Annotated in this window: 16 protein-coding genes; 9 read left to right on the top strand and 7 right to left on the bottom strand. The window is 73.2% G+C overall.

All coding sequences use genetic code 11. The features are described 5' to 3' along the window. Positions 1-19: 19 nt before the first annotated feature. Complete coding sequence (locus AB4Y83_RS03205) at positions 20-1,066, top strand: NAD(P)-dependent alcohol dehydrogenase (RefSeq protein WP_442296006.1); 1,047 nt, start codon at positions 20-22, stop codon at positions 1,064-1,066. Positions 1,067-1,174: 108 nt separating this feature from the next. Here AB4Y83_RS03205 and AB4Y83_RS03200 read toward each other — a convergent pair whose 3' ends face one another. Beyond that, a complete protein-coding gene (locus tag AB4Y83_RS03200) occupies positions 1,175-1,747 on the bottom strand; it encodes a pyridoxamine 5'-phosphate oxidase family protein (protein WP_442275088.1) in 573 nt (190 codons plus the stop codon). Between the two features lie 205 nt (positions 1,748-1,952). After that, the gene (locus AB4Y83_RS03195) at positions 1,953-3,827 is read right to left on the bottom strand and encodes a DEAD/DEAH box helicase (protein ID WP_442275087.1); all 1,875 of its coding nucleotides are present in this window, start codon (positions 3,825-3,827) and stop codon (positions 1,953-1,955) included. 250 nt (positions 3,828-4,077) lie between these two features. Here AB4Y83_RS03195 and AB4Y83_RS03190 point away from each other — a divergent pair, with 250 nt between their 5' ends. Next, a complete protein-coding gene (locus AB4Y83_RS03190; RefSeq protein WP_442296005.1) occupies positions 4,078-4,806 on the top strand; it encodes a ferritin-like fold-containing protein in 729 nt (242 codons plus the stop codon). A gap of 138 nt (positions 4,807-4,944) precedes the next feature. Here AB4Y83_RS03190 and AB4Y83_RS03185 read toward each other — a convergent pair whose 3' ends face one another. The 4 genes from AB4Y83_RS03185 to AB4Y83_RS03170 all read right to left on the bottom strand — a co-directional run bounded on the left by AB4Y83_RS03185 (position 4,945) and on the right by AB4Y83_RS03170 (position 6,926). Beyond that, on the bottom strand, positions 4,945-5,208 hold the full coding sequence (locus tag AB4Y83_RS03185) for a GlsB/YeaQ/YmgE family stress response membrane protein (RefSeq protein ID WP_056770758.1): 264 nt from the start codon (positions 5,206-5,208) through the stop codon (positions 4,945-4,947). 191 nt (positions 5,209-5,399) lie between these two features. Then, complete coding sequence (locus tag AB4Y83_RS03180; RefSeq protein ID WP_056770754.1) at positions 5,400-5,672, bottom strand: GlsB/YeaQ/YmgE family stress response membrane protein; 273 nt, start codon at positions 5,670-5,672, stop codon at positions 5,400-5,402. Positions 5,673-5,955: 283 nt separating this feature from the next. After that, positions 5,956-6,177 (bottom strand): DUF3107 domain-containing protein, encoded by a 222-nt coding sequence (locus tag AB4Y83_RS03175; RefSeq protein ID WP_026864027.1) that lies wholly within the window; start codon positions 6,175-6,177, stop codon positions 5,956-5,958. 56 nt (positions 6,178-6,233) lie between these two features. Then, positions 6,234-6,926 carry a TetR/AcrR family transcriptional regulator gene (locus tag AB4Y83_RS03170; protein ID WP_442296004.1) on the bottom strand — a complete coding sequence of 231 codons (693 nt, stop codon included), beginning with the start codon at positions 6,924-6,926 and terminating at the stop codon, positions 6,234-6,236. A 102-nt stretch (positions 6,927-7,028) separates the two neighbouring features. Between AB4Y83_RS03170 and moeB the strand changes: the two genes are divergently transcribed. The 6 genes from moeB to AB4Y83_RS03140 all read left to right on the top strand — a co-directional run bounded on the left by moeB (position 7,029) and on the right by AB4Y83_RS03140 (position 19,096). Further along, a complete protein-coding gene (moeB, locus tag AB4Y83_RS03165) occupies positions 7,029-8,207 on the top strand; it encodes a molybdopterin-synthase adenylyltransferase MoeB (protein WP_442296003.1) in 1,179 nt (392 codons plus the stop codon). A gap of 10 nt (positions 8,208-8,217) precedes the next feature. After that, the gene (locus tag AB4Y83_RS03160) at positions 8,218-8,958 is read left to right on the top strand and encodes an MGMT family protein (RefSeq protein WP_442296002.1); all 741 of its coding nucleotides are present in this window, start codon (positions 8,218-8,220) and stop codon (positions 8,956-8,958) included. A 506-nt stretch (positions 8,959-9,464) separates the two neighbouring features. After that, the gene (locus tag AB4Y83_RS03155) at positions 9,465-9,893 is read left to right on the top strand and encodes a Fur family transcriptional regulator (protein ID WP_442275082.1); all 429 of its coding nucleotides are present in this window, start codon (positions 9,465-9,467) and stop codon (positions 9,891-9,893) included. A gap of 72 nt (positions 9,894-9,965) precedes the next feature. Next, entirely contained in the window at positions 9,966-12,149 is a 2,184-nt protein-coding gene (gene katG / locus AB4Y83_RS03150; RefSeq protein ID WP_442296188.1) for a catalase/peroxidase HPI, read from the top strand. Between the two features lie 213 nt (positions 12,150-12,362). Further along, the gene (locus tag AB4Y83_RS03145) at positions 12,363-15,599 is read left to right on the top strand and encodes an ATP-dependent helicase (RefSeq protein ID WP_442296001.1); all 3,237 of its coding nucleotides are present in this window, start codon (positions 12,363-12,365) and stop codon (positions 15,597-15,599) included. Then, positions 15,596-19,096 (top strand): ATP-dependent helicase, encoded by a 3,501-nt coding sequence (locus AB4Y83_RS03140; protein ID WP_442296000.1) that lies wholly within the window; start codon positions 15,596-15,598, stop codon positions 19,094-19,096. The genes AB4Y83_RS03145 and AB4Y83_RS03140 overlap by 4 nt, the downstream gene beginning before the upstream one ends. A 149-nt stretch (positions 19,097-19,245) precedes the next feature. Here the strand turns inward: AB4Y83_RS03140 and AB4Y83_RS03135 are convergent, their stop codons facing one another. Then, positions 19,246-20,703, bottom strand: a complete 1,458-nt coding sequence (locus AB4Y83_RS03135; protein WP_442295999.1) for a phosphotransferase — start codon at positions 20,701-20,703, stop codon at positions 19,246-19,248. Between the two features lie 119 nt (positions 20,704-20,822). Between AB4Y83_RS03135 and nudC the strand changes: the two genes are divergently transcribed. Next, on the top strand, positions 20,823-21,800 hold the full coding sequence (gene nudC / locus AB4Y83_RS03130) for an NAD(+) diphosphatase (RefSeq protein ID WP_442295998.1): 978 nt from the start codon (positions 20,823-20,825) through the stop codon (positions 21,798-21,800). The last annotated feature ends 17 nt before the right edge of the window (positions 21,801-21,817 follow it).

Raw genomic sequence — 21,817 nt, 5'->3', positions numbered from 1 at the left:
ACCACGAAGGAGAATCCCCTTGATTTCCACCCCCGCACTGGTCGCACCGAGCGCCGGAGCCGCCTTCGAGGCCCGGACCGTCGAGCACCGCGACCTGCGAGACGACGACGTCCTCATCGACATCAAGTTCGCCGGCATCTGCCACAGCGACATCCACCAGGTCCGCGAGGAGTGGGGCAGCGCGATCTTCCCCATGGTCCCCGGCCACGAGATCGCCGGTGTCGTGTCCGCCGTCGGTGACGGTGTCACGAAGTACCAGGTCGGCGACCGCGTCGGTGTCGGCTGCATGGTCGACTCGTGCGGCGAGTGCGAGTTCTGCAAGGACGGCGAGGAGCAGTTCTGCTCCAAGGGCGCGGTCATGACCTACAACGGCAAGGGCTACGACGGCGAGCCGACCAAGGGTGGCTACGCCCAGCAGGTCGTCGTCTCCGAGCGCTTCGCCGTCCGCATCCCCGACGGCATCGAGCTCGACGTCGCCGCCCCGCTGCTCTGCGCCGGGATCACCGTGTGGTCCCCGCTGAAGCGCTGGGGCGCCGGCCCCGGCAAGAAGGTCGCCGTCATCGGGCTCGGCGGCCTGGGCCACATGGCCGTCAAGCTCGCCGCCGCCATGGGCGCCGAGGTCAGCGTGCTCAGCCGCACCGACGCCAAGAAGGGCGACGGCGAGGCGCTCGGCGCGACGCACTACTTCGCGACCGGCGACGAGGGTGTCCTCAAGGGCCTCAAGGGGACCTTCGACATCATCATCAACACGGTGAGCGCCGACCTGCCGATGCAGACCTACATCGGCCTGCTGCGCCCGCTCGGTGTCATCGCCAACGTCGGGCTGCCCACGGGCAACTACGACTTCGCGCCCGGTGCCGTCGTCGGCGGCAGCCGCGTCGTGGCCGGCTCGAACATCGGCGGAATCCCCGCGACCGCCGAGATGCTGGCCTTCTGCGCCGAGCACGGCATCGGCGCGTCGGTCGAGACGATCTCGGCCGACGAGGTCGACGCGGCCTACGACCGCGTCGTGGCCGGCGACGTGCGCTACCGCTTCGTCATCGACACCGCGACGATCAACGCCTGATCCAAACCGTCGCCCCACCGAGGGCGTATGCCGTACGGCCGGGTCCCGCGAGGGCCCGGCCGTCCGCGTTCCCGGCGTCACCTGCCCCTCGAGGGGTGGGTGGCGACGTCAGTCGGTTGCGGCTGATGGTGTGGCCGTCGGGTCGAGGGCGGGGAGGCCGTCGATGGAGGTCGCGTTCTTCGTCGCACGGTAGGTCGCCAGGCCCTCGTCACCCCGGTTGCCTGCCCACCGGGTCAGTAGGTCCCGGTCGCTCTCGTGGCTCATGAACGGCACGGCATAGCCGCACGAGTCCGAGACGCGTTCGACGTCGATGACGACGACTCCCCGTGCCCCGGGGTGGTCGGCGAAGAGCCCACGGTACGAGTCGAACTCGCTTTCACCGAGCGCCACGTAGCGACCGGTCCCGTGCAGCCGCACGATGTTCGGCGGCCCCTCGAACGCGCAGAACATGACGGTGACGCGACCGTTCTCGCGCAGGTGTGCCGCGGTCTCGGAGCCGCTGCCCGTGAGGTCGAGATAGGCGACCTCGTGCTCGCCGAGCACCGCGAAGGTGCCGTCGAGGCCCTTGGGGGAGAGGTTGACGTGCCCGTCGGAGGCGAGCGGCGCCGTCGCGACGAAGAAGAGGTGCTGCGCCTCGATGAAGGCGCGCAGGCGCTCGTCGATGCGATCGTGCAGCTTCATGGGTGGGCCTCCTCGGTGCCGGCGTCTCGCCCCAGCGTAGGAGCCCGTCACGGCGCCGACCCGGGCTGACCGCAGCGTGGACCCGACCGGGTGCGCGAGCAGCCCCCCGGGCTGTGCGACGGCCCGGGCGGACACCGTGTGGTGTCGACCCGGGCCTCTCACGTGCTGGAGGCGACGTCAGCCGATGTGGCTCGACGTCGCTGCGTCACTCGGCAGCGGCCGTCGCGGGCGCGGACTCGCCGCGACCCGCACCACCGCGGCCGGCACCGCCACGACGGCGACGGCGCGGCGGACGCGCCCCACCCTCGGCGGCGTCGGACGCATCGTCGGGGCCGTTGCCGGCAGCAGCCGACGACTCGGAGCCACCGGCCTCGCCTGCGGCACCGGCGGCTGCAGCGCCGGCGCCACGGGTGCGACGGCGGTTGCGGCTGCGGCGGGGGCGGTTCTCGCCGCCCTCGGCGGCCGGCGTCTCACCGGCGTCGGACGAGCCGGACGAGCCGGACGAGCCGTTCGCCTCGGCGTCGCCGCGGCCGCGGTCGGAGCGCGAGCGCCCACGGTCGCCGCCACGGTCACCGCGGTCACCGCGCTCACCCCGGTCACGGTCGCCGCGACCGGCTCCGGCGCCCGCGCCGGACTTGCCGTGGCGCTTGCCCGTCTCGCCGAGGTCCTCGATCTCCTCGGCACCGAGGCCCGCGAGCTTCTGCTGCGAGCGACGCAGGCGGCCCTTGGCGTCGGTGGGGATGTCGAGGTCGCTGTAGAGGTGGTCGGAGCTCGAGTAGGTCTCCTGCGGCTCGGGGATGCCGAGGTCGAGCGTCTTGTTGATGAGCGCCCAGCGGTGCAGGTCGTCCCAGTCGACGAAGGTCACCGCGACACCGGTGTTGCCGGCGCGGGCCGTGCGGCCGATGCGGTGCAGGTAGGTCTTCTCGTCCTCGGGGCACTGGTAGTTGATGACGTGCGTGACGTTCTCGACGTCGATGCCGCGGGCCGCGACGTCGGTGGCGACGAGGATGTCGACCTTGCCGTTGCGGAAGGCGCGCAGCGCCTGCTCGCGGGCACCCTGCCCGAGGTCACCGTGGATCGCGGCAGCCGCGAAGCCACGCTCGACGAGCTCGTCGGACACCTTGGCGGCGGTGCGCTTGGTCCGGCTGAAGATGATCGTCAGCCCACGGCCGTTGGCCTGGAGCATGCGCGAGAGCATCTCGACCTTGTCCATGGCGTGCGCACGGTAGACGAACTGCTCGACGGCCTTGACCGTGTGGGCGTTCTCGTTCTCGTCGCCCATCGCCCGGATGTGCGTCGGCTGGGACATGTAGCGACGGGCGAGGGCCACGATGGCGCCCGGCATCGTCGCGGAGAAGAGCATCGTCTGGCGCGAGGCCGGCGTCAGCGACATGAGGGTCTCGACGTCCGGCAGGAAGCCGAGGTCGAGCATCTCGTCGGCCTCGTCGAGCACGACGGTGCGCGCCTGCGACAGGTCGAGGTGACCCTGCTTGGCCAGGTCGATGAGGCGGCCGGGCGTGCCGACGACGACCTCGACGCCCTTCTTGAGGGCCTCGATCTGCGGCTCGTAGGCGCGGCCGCCGTAGACGGTGAGGACGCGGACGCCGCGCTTGCGGCCGGCCCGCTCGAGGTCGCTCGCGACCTGGACGGCGAGCTCGCGCGTCGGGGCGACGGCGAGGGCCTGCGGCTTGCCCGGACGGGCCTGCTCGTCGAAGCCGGCGTCGCCGGGGGCGAGGACGCGGTTGAGGATCGGCACGCCGAACCCGAGGGTCTTGCCGGTGCCGGTCTTGGCCTGGCCGATGATGTCGTGGCCACCGAGGGCGACCGGCAGCGTCATCGCCTGGATGGGGAAGGGGTGGACGATCCCGTGCTCGGCGAGCGAGGCGACGATGTCGGGGTGGACGTCGAAGTCGGCGAAGGTCAGCTCGGGGGCGACCGGCTCCTCGGCCGCGGGGGTGAGCGGCTCGGCCGACTCGGTGGGGGCCTCGGGAGCCGTGTCCGCGACCGTCTCGGCGACGGTGGGCTCGGGCGCGTCCGTGGCGACCCCCGCGTCGGCAGGGGTCTCGTGGGGCTGGGTCATGGGCATCTCTCGATCGGCACGAGCACCCCGACGGTGCGGGAGCTCAGTGGCGCGTGACGGGCCGATCGGAGACTGTCAGGGACGGTGGGTGGCTCTCGCACTGCTTGGACGCGGTGCGGGCTCCACCGGTGCGCGGGGACTCCGCGAGCACCATCTGGGCAAACCATCGGGCCGACCGGGCACCGAGTTGTCAAGCCCAGTCTACCGGCATGCGGGCAGAACGCCCGAACTCCGTCACTAGATTGGGCGCATGAGCGACGACGCGACGCAACGACCCCAGGTCGACACGGACCATGGGAGCCGCGAGGAGAGCACCGACGAGCCCGGCTACCTCGCCGCCGTCACGGACCTGCTCGGTGCGCTCGCGTACGGCGAGCTGCGTGCTTTCAGCCAGCTGGCCAAGGACGCCGAGCTCGCGCCAACGCTGCACCACAAGTCGGCGCTCGCCGTCCTCGCCGCCCACGAGCTGAAGAACTACTCGGTGCTCACCGAGCGCCTCCAGTCCCTCGGCGTCGAGCCGGAGTCGGCCATGGAGCCGTTCGTGGCGGCCGTCGACGCCTTCCACGAGCGCACGGCCGCCTCCGACTTCCTCGAGGGACTCGTCAAGGCCTATGTCGGCGAGGGCATCGCCCAGGACTTTTACCGCGAGATCTCGCGCTACGTCGACGAGGACACGCGCGCGCTCGTCGTCAGCGTCCTCGAGGACACCGGTCAGGCCGACTTCGCGGTCACCGTCGTCCGCGAGGCCATCGCCGCCGACCCGCGCCTCGCGGGCCGGCTCGCGCTCTGGGGCCGTCGCCTCGTCGGCGAGGCCATCACCCAGGCCCAGCGCGTGGGCGTCGAGCGTGACGCGCTGGCCAGCATCCTCGTCGGGGCCCCCGGGCGTGCCGGGGCCGACCTCGCCGAGCTCGGCCGCATGTTCGCCCGCCTCACCGACGAGCACTCCCGCCGGATGGAGCGCCTCGGCCTGTCCGCCTGAGAGGGCGTATGCCGCCCTCCCGGCCACCGACGGAGGCCGCGGTCCCTCGGACCGGGCGACACGGCATACGCCACGGGGTGGGCGGACATGCCGAAGGGCCCGACCGCGTGCGGTCGGGCCCTTCGGTCGTGCGGTCGGTCAGACCGACTTGTGGCTCATGCGGCCGTAGAGAACGATGATGATCGCCGCCACGATGGCGCCGAGGATCAGCGGGATCCACGCGATGCCCGAGTTGTTGGAGTAGCCGAGCTGGCGCACGACGAACGTCACGAGGACGTTGGCGACGATGCCGATGAGGATCGTCACGACGAGCGAGATGTTCTGCTTGCCGGGGAGGATCAGACGGCCGAGTGCACCGATGATGGCACCGACGATGATGGCCCCGATGATTGTTCCGATCATGTGACGCTCCTTCTGGCCGCCACAGGGCGACCGCTTGGTCCGCGAGGGGCGCGGACAACACATGCGACGAGATCAATGTCCCATCGCGTGGGGCTGGTGTGGTGGATGTGGCGCCTGCCAATTCCACGGGGATTCGCCCGCGAGGGGACGAAGGGGACGAGGGACCCGGGTCGGGAGCTCGTCCGAAAGCGTCAGCGCGTCTGGCGGTTGCCGGTGATCATGCCGTAGCCGACGATGAGCGCGGCTGCGACGACGACGCCGATGAGGCCGGAGATCCAGTCGATCCCCTTGGTGTCGTTGACACCGGTGGCCTTGTAGTAGATGAACGCGCCGATCAGGGAGCCGATGGCACCGAGGATGACGGTGAGCAGGACACTCATGTCCTGCTTCCCGGGGAGCACCAGCCGGGCGAGCGGTCCCACGATCGCACCCGCGACGAGGGCGGCAAGGATGGTTCCGATCATGTCTACGCTTCCTCCTTCGAGCCCGCAGGACGGGCGGCGACGACCCGGCGATCCCGGCTCGTTCCTCCACCTTGTACCCGCATGGTCGCTCCGGGCCACACCCCGACGGAGGACGTGTCGGGACGCCGTCTCGGCGGGCATGACGAAGGCCGCCGACCGTGGTGGTCGGCGGCCTTCGTCATGCCCGGACGGCCCGTCCTCGGGCGGTGGTCCTCCGGCGGGTCGCGGCGGTCGCCGTGGCCGGTACCGGGAATGTCGGCGGGGTCGTGCTCCTCGGACGCGTTCAATGAGCGCCGAAGCCGACCCCCGACTTGCGCTCGGCACCCGTCGTCACGTAGCCGATCGAGGCAGACGGGACCATGATGCGACCGCCCTTGTCGTCGGTCAGCTCGAGGGCCTCGGAGCCGAGCGACGCCTTGACGGCGGCGAAGATCTCGTCGCTGCTCTGGGTCGTCTCGAAGGTGATCTCGCGTGCCACGTTCTGCACGCCGATGCGGACCTCCACGTCAAACCTGCTTTCTCAGTTCTGGTGGACGCGGTCGACCGCGTCCTGTCGTCACCTTAACGAGCCGGCGTGCCGACCGATTCCCTGGCCGGGCCGCCGGGCCTGTCGCCCTCGTCGCCGCGGCCCTCGCCCCGTCCGACGACCGGGAACGCACCGAAGCCGCGGCGGATGAGCGCGGCGGTGAGGCGCACGGCCGTCTCCTTGGAGAGCGTCGCCTCGTGGGTCAGCCAGTGGCGGGCCGACGTCTGCGCCAGGCCGACGAAGGCCACGCCGACGAGGACGGCCTCCTCCTGGTCCATCGAGGTCTCGCTGCGGATGATCTCGGCCATCGCCTCGGCGCACGTGAGGTCGATCTGGTCGAGACGGCGGCGCACCTCGGGCTCGTTGGCGAGGTCGGACTCGAAGATGAGCCGGAACGCCGCGCCCTCCTGGCCGACGAAGTCGAAGTAGGCGCGCGTCATCGTGTTGATGCGGGCCTTGTTGTCCGACAGGGCCAGGGCGTCGCGAACGAGCTCCTCGAGCTCGCCGGTGTGCTGGTCGATGAGCGCGAGGTAGAGCTCGAGCTTGCCGGGGAAGTGCTGGTAGAGCACCGGCTTGGACACCCCGGCCCGCGCCGCGATGTCGTCCATCGCGGCAGCGTGGTAGCCGTTCTCGACGAAGACGCCGAGCGCGGCGTCGAGCAGCTGGGCGCGCCGCTCCGATCGGGGCAGCCGCTGGCCGCGGCCCGGCGGGGTGGTCTCGTCTGCCATGCGGATCCTCTTCGGGTGTGGGCGCGTTGCTCGTCGGTCCTCGGCGTCCGCCCCCGCAGACGACCGTGTCCGTCTCACCATACCGAGCAGTACGGTGAGGGCATGTCGACGGATCCGCTGGTCAAGACGGGTCGGGCGCTCAGCAAGGCCGAGACGACGAGGTACGCCCGCCACGTGCTGCTGCCCGACGTGGGCCGCGACGGGCAGGAGCGCCTGGCCGCCGCCCGGGTGCTCGTGATCGGTGCCGGTGGTCTCGGGTCGCCCGCGCTGCTCTACCTCGCCGCGGCGGGGATCGGCACGATCGGGGTCGTCGACGCCGACGTCGTGGACCTCACCAACCTCCACCGCCAGGTCATCCACTCGGACGCCGACATCGGTCGACTCAAGACCGAGTCCGCGGAGGCCGCCGTCCACCGCGTCAACCCGCACGTCCAGGTGGTCCGACACGACGTCGCGCTCGACTCGGGCAACGCCCTGGGGATCATCGGCGACTACGACCTCGTCGTCGACGGCACCGACAACTTCCCGACCCGCTACCTCGTCAACGACGCCTGCGTCATGCTCGGCAAGCCGCACGTGTGGGGCTCGATCCTCCGTTTCGACGGCCAGGTCTCGGTGTGGTGGGCCGGTCACGGGCCGTGCTACCGCTGCGTCTTCCCCGACCCACCGCCGCCCGGTTCGGTGCCGAGCTGCGCCGAGGGCGGCGTGCTCGGGGTCCTGTGCGCCGTCATCGGGTCGATCCAGTCGACCGAGGCGATCAAGCTCCTGCTCGGCATCGGCGAGCCGCTCGTCGGCCGGCTCGTGGTCCACGACGCGCTGCGCCAGACCTGGGACACCCTGACGGTCAGGGCCGACCCCGAGTGCCCGGTCTGCGGCGACGAGCCGACCGTCACCGAGCTCATCGACTACGTCGAGTTCTGCGGCGTGCCCGGTGCCGCCGCCCTCGACGAGGGCGACCTGCCGACGGTCACCGTCCACGACATGGTGGGCGAGCTCGCCGCCGACGAGCCGCCCCTGCTCGTCGACGTGCGCGGCGACGAGGAGCGGGCCATCGCCTCGATCCCCGGCGCCGTCGCGATCCACCTCGACCGCTTCCGGTCCGGGGAGGCGTTCGACGAGCTGCCCACGGACAGAAGGGTGCTCATCCACTGCAAGGTGGGTGGCCGATCGGCCGAGGCGACTCGGCTCGCGCTGCGCGCGGGGCTCACGGACGTCGCGAACGTCGAGGGCGGCATACTCGCCTACCTCCGGGAGATCGACCCGAGCCAACCCGAGTACTGAGAGGACGCCCGTGCCGCTGGAGGACCACGCCGAGCGCGTGCTCGACCTCGTCGCGACCATCCCCGAGGGGCGGGTGCTCGCCTACGGCGACATCGCCAAGCGCCTCGGCGGCATGGGTCCGCGCACGGTGGGCACCGTGATGAGCCGCTACGGGTCCGACCTGCCGTGGTGGCGGGTCATCCGCTCCGACGGTCGGCCGCCGCAGGGCCTCGAGGACGAGGCCCTCGAGCACTGGCGGGCCGAGGGGACGCCCATGGTGGGCGGGCTCGTCGAGGGTGGCCGCGCCGACATGGGCCGGGCACGCTGGGACTTCGGCGGAGCGCCGGCGGCGTCCGGTGCCACCAGGGGAGCGGGGCCGCGCGGCGGGCTGCACCACATCGAGATCTGGGTCGACGACATCACCGCCGCCACGCGCGAGTGGGGCTGGCTGCTCGGACGGCTCGGCTACCACCTCGGTGACGACTGGGGGCACGGCCAGGCGTGGGAGCTCGGCTCGCTCTACGTCGTCGTCGAGGCCGGCCCCGACGTCGTCGCCGGACGCCATGAGCGCACCCGCGCGGGCCTGAACCACCTTGCTTTCCATGGCGGTTCGCGCGCCGAGGTCGACGCGCTCGTCGACGCCTGCGGCGAGGGCGGCTGGACGCTGATGTTCGCCGACAGCCACCCGTATGCCGGTGGCGCGCAGCACTACGCCGCCTACCTCGAGAGCGGCGAGGGCTTCGAGGTCGAGGTCGTCGCGGCTGACACCTGACGCGGGATCCCGGACGCACGGTCCCGTCCGGACGTCGGGACCCCTGCCGGGACCTTCGGCCCTGCCGGTCCGGGCCGCGGCGCGTGAGGGTGGGAGAGCGGCCCGTGGCTGCGGGTCGCTCACGAGGGTGACGCCACGTCGTCAGCCAGGTCACCAGGGAGACGGTCCGATGGTCATGTCCACGTATGCCTCGGCGCCGGGCAGCGGGAGCGCCGCGGTGACGGGGTCGGACCCGTCGTGGGCCCGCCTCTACCGGATCGGTGGGGTCTGCGCCGGGTGTCTTCGTCGTCATGGTGACGGCCGGCATCGTCCTGGCCGTGGCGGCTCCGGCCGCGCCCACCGAGGGCGGCTGGGCCAGGCTCGCCCACATCGCCGCGCACCGATCGCTCTCTACGGGGTCCTGCTGCCGATCTGGATGGCCGCAGTGGCCTGGCACCTCTACCGGCTCGGTCGCCAGAGAGTGGTCAAGACTTGATTTGTTCCAGACAAGCCGGGAGACTCGGGGCATGACCGGAGCCGACGTCGAGGTGCAGCTGCGCGAGTCCGGGATGCGCGTCACGCGCCAGCGCGTCGCCGTCCTCTCGGTCCTGCACGACCACCCGCACACCGACACCGACACGGTCATCCGGCGCGTTCGCGAGGTCGCCGGCGACGTGTCCCACCAGGCCGTCTACGACGTCCTGCGCGCCCTCACGGACGCAGGACTCGTGCGCCGCATCCAGCCGACGGGCTCCGTCGCCCGCTACGAGGTGCGCGTCGGCGACAACCACCACCACGTCGTATGCCGCTCGTGCGGCTCCATCGCCGACGTCGACTGCGCCGTCGGCCACGCCCCCTGCCTCACGGCATCCGACCCCCACGGATTCGTGATCGACGAGGCCGAGGTGACGTACTGGGGCATCTGCCCCGAGTGCGCCGCCGAGGCCGCCTCCTGAAGTTGCCCACCCCAGAAAGAGAAGGACGTCCTCGTGTCTGAGCTCCACCAGCCCAACGCCGAAGTCGGCGAGATGAACGAGCCGGAGGCCAGCAAGTGCCCCGTGGCCCACGACCGGTCGACCCGCCCCGCGGGCACGAGCAACGAGGACTGGTGGCCCAACCGCCTCAACCTCAAGATCCTCGCCAAGAACCCCGCGGTCGCCAACCCGCTCGGTGAGGACTTCGACTACGCCGCGGCCTTCACCAGCCTCGACCTCGCCGCCGTCAAGGCCGACATCGCGGCCGTGCTCACCGACTCGCAGGACTGGTGGCCCGCCGACTTCGGCCACTACGGCCCGTTCATGATCCGCATGGCCTGGCACAGCGCCGGCACCTACCGCGTGCAGGACGGTCGCGGCGGCGCGGGTGCCGGGCAGCAGCGTTTCGCCCCGCTCAACTCCTGGCCCGACAACGGCAACCTCGACAAGGCCCGCCGCCTGCTGTGGCCGGTCAAGAAGAAGTACGGCCAGAAGCTCTCGTGGGCCGACCTCATCGTCCTCACCGGCAACGTCGCCCTCGAGTCGATGGGTTTCGAGACGTTCGGCTTCGGCGGCGGACGCGAGGACGTCTGGGAGCCGGACGCCGACGTCTACTGGGGCTCGGAGGCCGAGTGGCTCGGCGACGAGCGCTACACCGGCGACCGCGACCTCGAGAACCCGCTCGCCGCGGTCCAGATGGGGCTCATCTACGTCAACCCCGAGGGTCCCAACGGCAACCCGGACCCCCTGCAGTCCGCCCGCGACATCCGCGAGACGTTCGGCCGCATGGCGATGAACGACGAGGAGACCGTCGCCCTCATCGCCGGTGGTCACACCTTCGGCAAGACGCACGGCGCCGCCGACCCGCTGAAGTACGTCGGCACTGAGCCAGAGGGTGCCCCGCTCGAGGAGCAGGGCCTCGGCTGGAAGCAGTCCTACGGCACCGGCAAGCTCCAGGACGCCATCACGTCCGGCCTCGAGGTCACGTGGACGCCCACGCCGACGCAGTGGGACAACACGTTCTTCGACRTGCTCTTCGGTCACGAGTGGGAGCTGTCGCAGAGCCCCGCGGGTGCGGCCCAGTGGGTCGCCAAGGATGCCGAGGCGATCATCCCGGCCCCGAACGAGGGCGGCGCCAAGCGCCTGCCCACGATGCTGACGACCGACCTGGCCCTGCGCGTCGACCCGGCGTACGAGAAGATCTCGCGCCGCTTCCACGAGAACCCGGCCGAGTTCGCCGACGCCTTCGCGCGTGCCTGGTTCAAGCTGACCCACCGCGACATGGGCCCGGTCGAGCGCTACCTCGGCCCCGAGGTGCCGCAGGAGGAGCTGCTGTGGCAGGACCCGCTCCCCACCGCCGCCGGTGAGCCGATCGGTGCCGACGACATCGCGACGCTCAAGCAGGCCATCGCCGACTCCGACCTCACCGTCACCCAGCTCGTCAAGGCCGCGTGGGCGTCCGCGTCGACGTTCCGCAGCAGCGACAAGCGCGGTGGCGCCAACGGTGCCCGCGTGCGCCTCGAGCCACAGAGCGGCTGGGACGTCAACGACCCGGCCGAGCTCGCGACCGTCCTGCGCGCCCTCGAGGGCATCCAGGCCGACTTCAACGGCCGTGGCGGTGCCACCGTCTCGCTCGCCGACCTCATCGTCCTCGGCGGCAACGTCGCGGTCGAGCAGGCCGCTGCTGCAGGCGGCGTCACGGTCGAGGTGCCCTTCCGCGCCGGCCGCGTCGACGCCACGCAGGAGCAGACCGACGTCGAGTCGTTCGGCTACCTCGAGCCGCGGCACGACGGCTTCCGCAACTACGTCGGCAAGCCCGGTCGCGTGCCGGCCGAGTACCTCCTCGTCGACCGTGCCAACCTGCTCGGCCTCTCGGCCCCGCAGATGACGGTCCTCGTCGGCGGCCTGCGCGTCCTCGGCGCCAACACGGGTGGCTCGACGACCGGTGTCCTCACCGACCGCGTCGGCACGCTGACGAACGACTTCTTCGTCAACCTGCTCGAGCTCGGCACGACGTGGACCGCTGCGAACGAGGGCGGCGACACGTTCACCGCGACGAACGCCGCCGGCGAGCAGACGTGGACCGGCAGCCGCGTCGACCTGCTCTTCGGCTCCAACTCCGAGCTGCGCGCCYTCGCCGAGGTCTACGCGAGCGACGACGCCGCCGAGAAGTTCGTCCACGACTTCGTCGCTGCCTGGTCGCAGGTCATGGAGGCCGACCGCTTCGACGTCAGGTGACGGCCTGAAGCACCGCACGGGGCCCGGGATGGCGTATGCCGTCCCGGGCCCTTCGCGTGCCCGCTCGCGCCGCGGGCGGCTGGGTCGAGGTCGCGTCACCGAGGGCCCTGGGCCCCGCCGAGTCAGGAACGGGGCGCGTCCATCGGGACGGGGCGGACGGCATACGCCATCGGGTCGTGCGCGGGTGTCGGTCAGGCGTGATGGAATCCTCCGGTGGTCATCCTCCGTCGAGCTCCCGCCCTCGCCCCGGCGCAGGTGCGGCTCGACGAGCGGCAGCAGGCCGCGCTCGACTCCTCGGCCCGGGTGCTGCGGGTCCTCGGCGGGCCGGGCACCGGCACGTCGACCGTCGCGGTCGAGCTCGTCGTCGACGCCGTGCGCCGTCAGGGGCTGCGGGCCGACTCGTGCCTCGTGCTCACCTCGAGCCGCAGCGCGGCCGGCGCGCTGCGCCAGCAGGTCACGGCGCGGCTCGGCGGCACGTCCACCGAGTCGCTCGCCCGGACGTGGCAGGCCTTCGGCTTCGGGGTGCTCCGGGCCGAGGCGGCGCTGCGCGGCGACCCACCGCCCCGGCTGCTCAACGGCCCCGAGCAGGACGTCATCCTGCGCGACCTGCTCGCCGGGCACGCGTCGGGGGAGGTGCGCGGGCCGGCATGGCCTGAGCAGCTGCGCGAGGCGCTTACGACCCGCGGCTTCCGCAACGAGCTGCGCGACCTGCTCATGCGCTCGGTCGAGCTGGGGCAGGGCCCCGACGATCTCGCTCGTCTCGCCGACGAGCACGACCGGCCCGAGTGGGCTGCGGCGGCGCACGTGCTGCGCGAGTACGACCAGGTCACCTCGTTCAGCCGGCACGGCTCCTACGACCCCGCGTGGGTGCTCACCGCGGTGGCCGAGCTGCTCGACGACGACCCGTCGGCACTCGACCGGCTGCACGAGCGCATCCGCCTCGTCGTCGTCGACGATGCCCAGGAGCTGACGTCGGCAGCGGCGCGGCTGCTGCGCGTCGTCGCCGGTGCCGGTGGCCCTCGGGTGGTGCTCCTCGGCGATCCCGACGTCGCCGTCCAGACCTTCCGCGGCGCCGACCCGCGCTTCCTCGCCGACGGCTGGACCGACCTCGCGGGGAGCGGGCGCGACCCCCGCTTCGTCGGCGGGCTCTTCGACCTCATCGACGACGCCGGTGACGGTGCGAGCGAGACCGTCGTCCTCGACCGGACCTACCGGCTCGGCGCGGCCATGGTGGGGGTGGCCGACCGGGTCTCGCGGCGCATCGGGGCGCTCGGCGGCGGCGAGCAGCGCCGGATGTCGTCGGCGACCGGCGACCCGTCGCGGGGCACCGTCGAGGTGGCCCTGCTGCGGTCCGCCGCCCAGGAGACGGCTCACGTCGCGGCACTGCTGCGCCGGGCGCACCTCGTCGAGGGCGTGCCCTGGACCGACATGGCCGTCATCGTGCGCGGATCGGGCCGCGCCGACRCGATGCGTCGCCTGCTCGGGCAGGCCGGGGTGCCGGTCGAGGCCGGGAGCGCCGAGACGCCGGTGCGCGACGAGAGCGCGGTGCGCCCGCTGCTGCACCTGCTCGACGAGAGCATCGCCATCGCCCGCGCCGAGCACCGCGGCGAGAGCCACGTCATCGACCCCGTGCGGGCCGCCGACCTCGTGCTGTCGCCGGTCGGGGGGAGCGACACCGTCGGTCTGCGGCGGCTGCGGCGACTGCTCCGGCAGGACGAGCTCGCCTCCGGGGGTGGGCGATCGAGCGACGAGCTGCTCGCCGAGCTGCTCCAGTCACAGCCCCGCGCCCGGATGCTCGGGCCGACCGCCCGGCCCGCCGAACGCATCGCGACGGCGCTCGCCGCAGGCGCCGCGGCGGCGAGAGTCGCCGACGACGGCCGGTGGGCGCGCGGGGTCACGGCCGAGTCCGTGCTCTGGGCCATCTGGCAGGGCGCGGGGGTTGCCGACGGATGGCGGCGGCAGGCGCTCTCCGGAGGCACGTCGGGCGAGCGGGCCGACCGCGACCTCGACGCCGTGCTCGCGCTCTTCGACGCGGCGGGCGCCTTCGTCGACCGGCTGCCGACCGCCGGCCCCGACAAGTTCCTCGAGCACATCCAGGGCCAGGACGTCCCCGGCGACACCCTGCTCGTCGGCGGTCAGTCCGGCGGCCGGGTCGCGCTGCTGACGCCGCAGACCGCCGCCGGCCGGGAGTGGCGCATCGTCGTCGTCGCGGGCGTGCAGGAGGGCGTGTGGCCCGACCTGCGCCTGCGCGGCTCGGTCCTCGGGTCCGAGGACCTCGTCGACGTCGTCGCCCAGCGGCCGCTCGGCTTCCGCGCCGCCCAGGCCGCGGTGCGCTACGACGAGACGCGCCTCTTCCTCGTCGCCGTCACCCGCGCCACCGAGCGGCTGCTCGTCACCGCCGTCGGCAACGAGGACGAGCAGCCGTCGGTCTACCTCGACCTCGTCGACCCGCCTGCCACGACGCGTCTGGCCGACGAGGTGCGCCCGCACTCCGAGGTGGCGCGCACCATGGCCCTGCCGGGGCTCGTCGGAGAGCTGAGGCGCGAGGCCGTCAGCCCCGACCCCGGCGTCGCCGAGCCGGCCCTCAACCTGCTCGCAGCCGCGGCGCGCGAGGGCGTGCGCGGGGCCGACCCGACCTCGTGGTGGGCGCTCCGGTCGGTCACGAGCGAGCGTCCCGTGCGCCGACCCGACGAGCCCGTGTCCGTGTCGCCGTCGAAGGTCACCTACTTCGCCGAGTGCGGGCTGCGCTGGTTCCTCACGTCGGTCGGTGGCGAGGGCGTGTCCCTCGGCGCAGCCTCCGTCGGCACCTTCGTCCACGACATCGTCGCCGAGCTGCCCGACGCGCCGCTCGAGGAGCTGAAGCACGAGGTCGACGCACGGTGGGGACGCCTCGGGCTCAAGCCCGGCTGGGTCACCGACCGCACCCACCAGGAGGCGCACGACATGGTGACGCGGTTCGTGGCCTACCGGTCCGCCGCCGAGCGCGACTGGGAGCGCGTCGGGATCGAGTCCGACTTCCGGGTCGAGGTGGGGCGCGCCGTCGTGGCCGGGCGCGTCGACCGCATCGAGCGCGACGCCGAGGGCCGCCTGCGCATCGTCGACCTCAAGACCGGCAAGTCCAAGCCGACCAAGGCCGAGCTGGCCCAGCACGGCCAGCTCGGGGCCTACCAGGTGGCCGTCGAGGAAGGCGGGTTCCCCGCGCTCGGAGACCGCAGTGCCGGGGCGGCGCTCGCCTTCATCGGCAAGGGAGGGCTCTGCGGGCTCAAGCCGAGCGTGCTGCCACAGCCACCGCTCGCGAGCAGCGACGACCCGACGTGGGCACGGACGCTCGTGCAGGAGACCGCCGAGGGGATGGGGGCGGCCGAGTTCCGGGCTGCGCAGGGCAAGGCCTGCGAGACCTGCCCGGTGCGGTCGTCGTGCCCCGTCCAGCCCGAGGGAGACGCCCTGTGACGACGACCGAGGCGCGCCCCGCGACGACGGTGGCGCACAGTGCGTTCGACATCGCGACGGCGCTCGAGATGCCGCCGCCCACGGCCGAGCAGGCCGCCGTCATCGAGGCGGGTGCCCGCCCGCTGCTCGTCGTCGCCGGCGCGGGCTCGGGCAAGACCGAGACGATGGCGGCGCGCGTCGTGTGGCTCGTCGCCAACGGCCTCGTCGACCCTGACCAGGTGCTCGGCCTGACCTTCACGCGCAAGGCCGCGGCCGAGCTCTCCCAGCGCATCGCCAAGCGCCTGCGAGGCCTCGAGCGGGCCGGCATCTGGACGCCGCCCGCCGACGACGGCACGGGCGCCGAGGTGCTCGGCGGCACGCCCACCGTCTCCACCTACCACGCGTATGCCGGCCGGCTCGTCCGCGAGCACGCCCTCCGGGTGGGCATCGAGCCGGAGTTCCGCATCCTCACCGAGGCCGGGGCGTGGCAGCTGGCTGCCGAGGCGGTGTCGCGCTGGGACGGTCCGATGGACGACGTCGTCAAGAGCGAGGCGACCGTCATCCAGGCCGTCATGGCGCTCGCGGGCGAGATGGCCGAGCACGTGCGCACGCCCGTCGACGTGATGGACCATCTTGACGCCGTGCTCGCGCGCCTCGACGCCCTGCCCGACGGCGAGGGCCGTGGGTCGCTCACCGCCGCGCGAGACGCGGTCGCCGTCCTGCGCGAGCGCCGCACGGTCCTGCCGATCGTCGAGGCCTTCCTCGCGCTCAAGCGCGAGCGCGAGTCCCTCGACTTCGCCGACCAGATGGCCATCGCGGCCCGGCTCACCCGTTCGGTGCCGGCCGTCGGCGAGATCGAGCGCGAGCGGTTCCGGGCCGTGCTGCTCGACGAGTTCCAGGACACGTCCGAGGCGCAGCTCGAGCTGCTCCGCTCGCTCTTCCACCACTCCGGGGTGGCGCTGACCGCCGTCGGCGACCCCAACCAGTCGATCTACGGCTGGCGCGGCGCGAGCGCGACCACCCTGCTGCGCTTCCCGTCCGAGTTCGGCGGCGACGAGGGCCCCGCCGACGTCCTGCCGCTGTCGACGAGCTGGCGCAACGACTCGCTCATCCTCGATGCGGCCAACGCCGTGGCCGCGCCGCTCGCGACCGAGCACGTGCAGCCGCTGCGGCCTCGGCCAGGCGCCGGGGTGGGCACGATCGAGGTGGCGCGGCTCGGGACCGCCGAGGAGGAGGCCGACCACCTCGCGGCCTGGATCGCCGCGCACTGGTTCAGCCCGAGCGGCCGGCGCACCGGCCGCAGCGCGGCCGTGCTGTGCCGGCGACGCTCGACCTTCCCCGTCGTCCTCGAGGCGCTGCGCCGCCACCAGCTGCCCGTCGAGGTCGTCGGCCTCGGTGGCCTGCTCGTCACCCCCGAGGTCAGCGACCTCGTCGCCGCTCTGTGGGTGGTGCAGGACCCCAGCCGCGGCGACCAGCTGATGCGCCTGTTGACCGGGCCCGTCGTCCGTCTCGGCGCGGCCGACCTGGCCGGGCTGTGGGCGTGGGCGCGTGAGCTGCACCGGCGAACGCCCCGCGTCGGGGCCGCCACCTCGACCGCACCCGACCAGCCGGCGCCCGGCGGCCCCGGCGCAGTCGCCGCGCAGGGGAGCCCGGGAGCCGGGCCCTCCGGAGGCCATACACCCACGGGCGACGGCGCTCCGGCGGACGGYGTCGTGGCGGAGGTGGCGGGTGCCGGTGGCGGCACGGCATCAGCCGATGACCGCCGGGGCTCTGACCTCGCGGCCGACAGTGCCGACACCGCCACGCTCGTCGAGGCCCTCGACGACCTGCCTCGCGCCGGGTGGACCGGACGCGACGGCGCCCGCATCGGCGACGAGGCACTGGCCCGGCTGCACGAGCTCGGCGACGTCGTGCGGCGGCTCCGTCGGCTCACGGCGCTGCCCCTCGTCGACCTCGTCGCCGAGGCCGAGGTCGCGATYGGGCTCGACATCGAGGTGCTCTCGCGGCCCGAACACACGGCCTCGACCGCCCGCGTGCACCTCGACGCCTTCGCCGACGTCGCGGCGCGCTATGCCACGACCGCCGATCGACCCACCCTGTCCGGCTTCCTCAGCTGGCTCGATGCCGCCCGCGACCAGGAGCGCGGTCTCGACGCCGGGCACACCGAGTCCGACGCCGACGCCGTCCAGGTCCTGACCGTGCACGCGGCCAAGGGGCTCGAGTGGGACGTCGTCGCGGTCCCGACCCTCGTCGAGGGAGTCTTCCCGGCGCACGGCGCGACAGCGGTGGCGCCCGTCGCCGACAGCGAGCCCACGGCATACGCCTGCTCGGGGGAGGTCAAGGACAAGGGCTGGCTCATCGGGCTCGACTCGCTGCCCTACGACCTGCGCGGCGACCGAGCCGGCCTGCCGCACCTCGACTGGCGCGGGGTGCCCGACCGCAAGGCACTGAGCGCCGCCATCGACGCGTTCGTGCTCGACGGTGGGCGTCATGCCGTGGCCGAGGAGCGGCGCCTCGCCTACGTCGCGCTGACGCGCGCACGGTCCGCGATGCTCCTGACGACCCACCTGTGGGGCTCGGCGAAGAAGACGCTGTCGGTGCCGTCACGCTTCATCACCGAGGTCGAGGAGACCCTGCCCGGATCCGTCGTGCGCACCGCCTGGGCGCCGGACCCCGAGCCGGTCGTCGACGACAAGGGCAAGGCGTCGGCACCGACCAACCCGCACCTGGCCGTCCCGATCTCACAGCTGTGGCCGCATGACCCGATGGGGGCGAGGCGCGCCGGCCTGCTCGACGCGCACCGACGGATCGCCGCCCTCGTGGACGCGGGTCCCACTGTGCCGCAAGGGGATCCGCGCGTCGACGACCTTCGCATCCTGCTCGCCGAGCAGGCGGCCCGGCGGTCTCGTGATGAGTCCGTCGTCGACGTCCCTCGCCACCTCTCGGCGTCCGCGGTCGTCTCGCTGGCCCGGGACGCGGAGGCGTTCGCGATGTCCCTCCGGCGTCCGATGCCGAGCCCGCCGGCCGTCGCCGCGCGGCAGGGCACGGCCTTCCACGCGTGGATCGAGGAGCACTACGCGCGCGCCGCGTTCGTCGACCTGCTCGACCTCCCAGGCAGCGCCGACGAGGGGGCAGCCGACGACGGCGACCTGGACGGGATGAAGGAGCGCTTCCTCGCCAGCGGGTGGGCCGACCGCATCCCCGAGGAGATCGAGATGTCGATCGAGACGGTCATCGACGGGATCGCCGTCCGCGGCCGGGTCGACGCCGTCTTCCCTCGCGACGACGGCGGTTGGACGGTCGTCGACTGGAAGACGGGCGCCAGGCCGACCGGGCGCGACGCGACCGTCCGCGCGCTCCAGCTCGCGGCGTATGCCGTCGCCTTCGCCCGGCTGCGCGGCGTCGACCCGTCGCTCGTCGACGCGGCGTTCTACTACGCGGGCGAAGGTGTCACGGTGCGTCCCGACCTCCCGGGCGAGGGCGCCCTCGTCGACCTGCTCCGCACCCTCCCCGACTAGCCCCCTCGAGTGAGCGCCCCGTCCCACTCGAGTGGCCGCCCCGTCACACCGATCCGGTCCGTCCGTGTGGGACCGGTGGGGTGCCGGGGCCACTCGACGGGAGTGACGGGTGGGGTCTCGGGGCCACTCGACGACGCGGCCTGGGCCCGTCAGCTGCGCGCGTCGTGCGCGGGGTGCTCGGGTCGGTGCTCGACAGGCACGAAGTCGGAGGCGCCCTCGTGGAGGTCGAGCACGCCGTCGGCGTCCTCGGGCAGGGCCTCGACCTCGTCGATCTCGAAGGTGGAGGCGTCGGCGTCCGCGGCCGTGAGCGGCACGGGCTGGGACTCCTCGACGGTCTCGTCGTGCCACGGTGACCGGTCCGGCTCGGCCGTCCCGTCGGGGACCGCTGGCATGTCGTAGGCCGCGACGGCGTCACCCGGTGCCGCATCGGCCGCCTCCGGCGACGTCGAGGGCGCCTCGGCGTCCCCGGCGGTCCAGTCATCGGGGGCCTCCGGCTCGTCGAGCAGCGAGGTCATCGAGATCGCCTGGGTCGCGCCGAGCATCGGGAAGGGCACGTGCGGCTGGGTCGCGTCCCACTCGGGCTCGGGCCGCTCGGGGTCGTCGGGGTCGAGGACCGCTGCGGCGCGCTCTCGCGCCTGTCGGGTGCGCTCGCTGCGCTCGGCGTCCTCCTGCGCGTGACGACGGTCGTCGTCCTCGACCTGGCCGTCGAGGGCGCGCAGCTCGTCGGCGGTGCGCTCGACGACGTCGAGCTGGCCCGAGGCGAGGGCGTGGAGCAGGGTCCGCAGCGGCGCCATCTCGGCCGCGAGCCGGGCCCGGCGCACGAGGTGCACGTCAGGTCGCTCGATGCGCGACTCGGCGTAGGCCTCGAGCACGGCATCGAGCGTCTCGGCCGGCGCGAGACTGGCGAGCTCGGCGAAGTCGTCCGCCGGGTCGCCGATGCGGCTGGCCTCCCAGGCCAGGACGCCACGCACGTGACCGCTCGACGAGTCGTCGTCGTCGTCGAACGACGCGAGGACGTTCTCGCCGGTGAAGGTGCCGTGGACCGTGCTCGGCGCGAAGCGCCACAGCGAGACGTCCTCGAGCGCGTGCTCCCACCGCGTGAGGAGCCCGGTGGGCACGTGCCCCGTCGCCGCGGCCCGGTCGAGCTCGGAGAGCTGGCGGCGGCGGTACGCCTCGGCGTCGTACGAGGGTCGCCCGGCCTCCTCGTAGAGCAGGTGCTCGACGTTGTGGATGTGCGCGAGGGTGCGACCCACCTCGGCCGTCAACGGGCCCGGACGGAGCCCCGCGAAGTCGAGGGGTCGACCGGGGACGCGCAGGTAGACGGCCGCTCGGCCCTCCGGCACCTGGGCGAGGCCGCGGACCATCGGCATGGCCACGTCGAGCCGGCGCCCGAGCAGGCCGGACAGGGCGGAGATGTCGTCGAGCATCGCGCCGGCCGCCGACGTGCACGGCGCCTTGACGACCCAGCGGCGGTCCTGGCTGTCCTGGACGTAGGCGATCTCGAAGAGGTCGCCGGGACGGCCCGGGACACCCTCCACCGTCACCGGGTCGAGGCCCGGCACGGCCGAGCTCGCCAGGGCGGCGAGGAAGAGCGGGCTGCGCGTCACGTGTCCACCGTAGGTCGAGCAGCGCGCCGAGCGTGGGAGGCGACGCCCGCGCCGGGTCGGTTCGGTGCAGGCTCGACACCGGTGCGCCGGTGCCGGCTCGCCGCCCTAGGGTGGGTCGCGTGGCAGTGACCGACGAGACCCTGGCCGACCTCGCGCTCTCGCGCAGCTCACTGGACCGGGTGGCGCTCGAGCGTCGGCGGCCCGAGGTCCTCACCGAGCTGCTCGACGACCCGCAGACCCGGGTCGCCGAGGTCCGGGGTGACCGCATGCAGGTGTCGGCCCCAGACGGCGCAGAGGTGGCCGGTGACGACGGGCTGACGCTCGTCCTGCGCGCCCCCGAGCCCGAGGACCACGCCCGGCTCGGACTGCACMTCGGCCGCGACGGCGACGGGACGGCATACGTGGGCGTCGTCTCGACGGACGACGGGAGCGCGGCCGACGAGGACCGGCCGCCGGAAGGCTGGCTCACGCTGCGTCAGGCGGGCGAGGCGCTCGCACCCCGCGACGCAGGCGTCTTCACGACCGCGCTGGCACTGGCCAACTGGCACGCGACGCACCGCTTCTGCCCTCGCTGTGGCGCCCCGACCCATCCCCGCCAGGGTGGCTGGGTGCGGCGCTGCGAGCGCGAGGGCAGCGAGCACTATCCGCGCACCGACCCGGCGGTCATCATGTCGGTCGTCGACCCGGACGACCGGCTGCTGCTGGGGCGGGGGGCGCACTGGCCGGAGGGTCGTTTCTCGGTGCTCGCCGGCTTCGTCGAGCCGGGGGAGTCGTTCGAGTCCGCGGTCGCCCGCGAGGTCGCCGAGGAGGTCGGCATCTCCGTCGAGGCGGCGCACTACCTCGGCAACCAGCCATGGCCGTTCCCCTCGTCGGTGATGATCGGTTTCCAGGCGACGACGCGCGAGACCGAGCTGACGATCGACCCCGTCGAGATGGCCGAGGCGCGCTGGGTGAGCCGTGAGGAGTACCGCGACCTGCTCCGCGACGGCTCGATCCGCACGCCGAGCGGCATCTCGATCGCCAAGCGGATCATCGAGCACTGGCTCGGCCAGACGGTCGAGTCCGTCGTCGAGCCGGGCACGCGGACGAGCTTCTGAGCCCGGTGGGTTGTACC

Source organism: Terrabacter sp. RAF57 (genome assembly GCF_052113925.1).
Lineage (GTDB): Bacteria > Actinomycetota > Actinomycetes > Actinomycetales > Dermatophilaceae > Terrabacter.
The sequence above is the reverse complement of the archived record's forward strand: the minus strand, read 5'-3'. Positions and strand labels throughout refer to the sequence as shown.